General features: G+C 69.8%; 3 protein-coding genes. 1 reads left to right on the top strand and 2 read right to left on the bottom strand.

Annotation, left to right across the window (positions count from 1 at the left end):
* A partial coding sequence (locus FW784_RS13145; RefSeq protein WP_149353780.1) for an energy transducer TonB family protein occupies positions 1-481 on the top strand: 481 nt, incomplete at its 5' end.
* Between the two features lie 36 nt (positions 482-517).
* On the opposite strand, the gene tsaB is transcribed toward FW784_RS13145, so the two are convergent.
* Both tsaB and yoaA read right to left on the bottom strand, forming a co-directional pair.
* Complete coding sequence (tsaB, locus tag FW784_RS13140; RefSeq protein WP_149353779.1) at positions 518-1,213, bottom strand: tRNA (adenosine(37)-N6)-threonylcarbamoyltransferase complex dimerization subunit type 1 TsaB; 696 nt, start codon at positions 1,211-1,213, stop codon at positions 518-520.
* 19 nt (positions 1,214-1,232) lie between these two features.
* Complete coding sequence (yoaA, locus tag FW784_RS13135) at positions 1,233-3,272, bottom strand: DNA repair helicase YoaA (RefSeq protein ID WP_149353778.1); 2,040 nt, start codon at positions 3,270-3,272, stop codon at positions 1,233-1,235.
* Between the last annotated feature and the right edge of the window lie 141 nt (positions 3,273-3,413).

Below are 3,413 nucleotides of genomic sequence, written 5' to 3'. Positions count from 1 at the left end.
CGCCGTCGCCACGCCGACGCCCACCGACGTGCCGGCGCCCGTCGGCGAGCAGAAGATCGAGCGCGACGAGCGCATGGCGCGCCTGGCCGCGGAGATCCACCTGCGCTCGCAGCGCTATGCGAAGCGCCCGAAGCGCAAATTCGTCTCGGCGAGCACCCAGGAGTACGTGTGGGCGAGTTACCTGCGCGGCTGGGTGGACCGCGTGGAGCGCGTCGGCAACCTCAACTATCCGGACGAGGCACGGCGTCGACGGCTTTCCGGGCAGGTGGTGATCACGGTCGCGGTGCGCCGCAATGGCACCGTGGAGCGCGAGGACATCGTGCAGTCCAGCGGCGTGCCCGCACTCGATGCCGCCGCGCTGCGCATCGCGAAGATGGCCGAGCCCTATCCACCGCTGCCGCACACGAAGGAGGATCCGGACATCCTCCACGTCACGCGCACGTGGTGGTTCCGGCCGGAAGGCACGATGGTCGACGACTGACGCCTGCCGCTGCTTCAGCGGGCAAGCCTCAGCGCCCTACTTCCTGGAATCGCGCAGCGCCTGTTGCTCGACCAGCGTCAGCGCCACGTTGTTGCGCAGGTAAGCGGGCTCGACGAGTTCGGCCGCGACACCGCCGCCGGCGCGCAATGCCAACCGCGCGACGTCAGCCGCGTGCGGCAGTGCGCCGGGCTGCACGCCCGCGAGCGACGTCGCCCAGCGCGTTGCGAGCGCGCCGTCCTGCGCGGCGAAACCGGTGCCGACCCCGTGCCAGCCACCGCCGTCGAGCACGACGCGATCGGTCGTCGTGAGCGCCTCGTCGCAGAGCGCATGCAAGGCGTCGTCGTTCCAGCGATAGGCGGCGACATACAACTCGCCCATGCGTGCATCGATGGCTGCGAAGACGGGCATGCCGGCGTGCACATGTGCCGCGGGTAGCGCGAGCGCCGCCAGCGTCGATACCGGGATGACAGGCCGATCGAGCCCGAGGGCCACGCCCTGCGCGATCGCGATCGCGAGCCGCACGCCGGTGAAAGCGCCTGGCCCGCGTCCGACCGCGATCGCGTCGATCTGCGAGCGCGCGATGCCGGCCTCGGCCAGAAGCGCATCCGCCCACGGGAGCGCGAGTTCGGCGTGGCGCCGCGGCGCGATTTCGAACCGCTCGACGAACTCGCCATCGATCGCCAGCGCGACCGAGCAGGCCTCGGTGGATGTTTCGAACGCGAGCAGTTTCATGCGCGGGATGATCGCAGCTTCAGCCCACATCGAGCAGCGTCGGCAGCGCATGCTGGAGATCGGGATTGGCGTCGAAGAACGCGCGCGCGGCGGCAAGGTCACGCGTCTTCGGGAATGGCGGCATCGAGTTGAAGAAGACGCTGCCGTACTGACGGTTGACCAGTCGCGGGTCGCACAGCACCAGCACCCCGCGATCGCTCTCGCTGCGGATCAGCCGCCCGACGCCCTGCTTCAGTGCGATCACTGCCTGCGGCAGCTGCTCGTCGCGGAACGGGACGCCCCCGTTGCGGCGTATCGCGTCGAGGCGCGCTTCGAACACCGGGTCATCCGGCGCGGCGAATGGCAGTTTGTCGATGACAACGACGCTCAATGCATCGCCGGCCACGTCGATGCCCTCGCGGAAACTGGCCGCGCCGAGCAGCACGCCATTGCCGGATGCGCGGAAGCGCTCCAGCAGCACCGAACGCGGCGCTTCGCCCTGCACGAATAGCGGCCAAGGACCGCCCTTCAGCAATTCGGCGGATTCGCGCAGCGCGCGATGCGATGCGAACAGCAGAAATGCGCGGCCACCCGACGCCTCCAGCACGGGACGTACTGCATCGATCACAGCCGCCGTGTAGTCGCGCGCCGAAGGTTCCGGCAGGTTGCGCGGCACATAGCACAGCGCCTGCGACTTCCAGTCGAACGGGCTCGGGGCCAGCATCGTCGCGGGCTGCCACAGGCCGAGCTTGATCGAGAAATGCTCGAAGCGGCCGCCAACGGCGAGCGTCGCCGAGGTGAATATCCACGCGGCCTGCGATCGTTCGCGGTGCTGGGCCAAGGGGCCGGCCACGTCGAGCGGCGTGCACGAAAGACGGAAGCCGCGCGCGGTCAGTTCGTACCAGAGCACGCTGCCGTCGTTACGACGCTTCCTGGGTGTGGCGTCGGCCGCAGGCGCTTCCTCGTCGGCCATCAGTGCCTGCGCATCGTGCTCGGGCTCGTTGCGCCAACGCGACAGGCGCTCACGAAATTCGTTCGCACGCGCCACGCAACTATCGAAGCCGGGTGATGTCGAGACGAGCGGGCGCAACGCGTCCTGCAGCGTCGCAAGCGCGTCGTCCAGGGCGTCGAACGCGTCCTCGACCGCCGGAGCCTCGCTCGCGCGCCGCCGCGTACCGCGCACCGGCAACTCGTCCATCGCATTGCGCAGCAGGCGCACGCGGTGCTCGAGGTCGCGCGCGGGCTCCTGCACCGTGGCGAGCGCGGACGCGACCTGCCGGCATTCAAGCAGCGCGTCACGCGACAACTCGACCAGCGGGCGCGCGCTCAGCGATTCGCCGAAGAACTGCGCCGCGAGCTCGGGCAGCTGATGCGCCTCGTCGATGACGAAGGCTTCCGCGCCCGGCAGGATTTCGCCGAAGCCTTCCTGCCGCAGGGCGAGGTCGGCGAGCAGCAGGTGATGGTTGACCACCACGATGTCCGCCGCCTGCGCGCGCTGGCGCGCGGCGACGACGAAGCACTCCGAAAAGAATGGGCATTCGGTGCCGAGGCAGTTCTCGGCGGTGCTCGTCACCAGTGCGTGCAGCGGCGAGTCTTCCGGCATGTCCTCGAGTTCGGCGAGGTCGCCCATTCGCGTGCGACCGGACCACGCGACGATCCGCTGGAACTGCGCGACCTGCTCGCGGCTGGTGAAACGCGGCTCGCCCTGTGCCTGGCGCATGCGGTAGTGGCACAGGTAATTCGCGCGGCCCTTCAGCAATGCGCTCTTGTGGCCGACGCCGAGCGCATTGCGCACGCGCGGCAGGTCGCGATGGTAGAGCTGGTCCTGCAGCGCGCGGGTGCCGGTCGAGATGATCGTCTTCTTGCCCGACAGCAAGGCGGGCACGAGGTAGGCGAACGTCTTGCCGGTGCCGGTGCCGGCTTCGGCAAGCAACACGCCGCGCGTGTCGAACGCATCGGCGATGGCCGCCGACAGATCCTGCTGCGCCGGACGCGGGCGGAAGCCTTCGATCTCGGACGCAAGCGACCCGCCGTCGGCGAGCGCCGCGCGGCTCGCGTCGGCCAGGCGGGAGGACGTCATGTCAGTAGCGAGGCGGCGGCTTCAGCGTGCACGCATCGCGCTCGCGGGCGAATGCATCGGCGCGCTTGGGCGCCGATGCATCGCCGGCCGCTGCGCGCACCTGCTCGACCTGCACCAGCGTTTCGAGCGAGCGCCGGCATA

Origin of the sequence: Cognatilysobacter lacus (assembly GCF_008274655.1) — a bacterium.
GTDB classification, from domain to species: Bacteria; Pseudomonadota; Gammaproteobacteria; order Xanthomonadales; family Xanthomonadaceae; genus Cognatilysobacter; species Cognatilysobacter lacus.
Note: the sequence above shows the minus strand (reverse complement) of the source record. Positions and strands in the feature narration are given on the sequence as shown.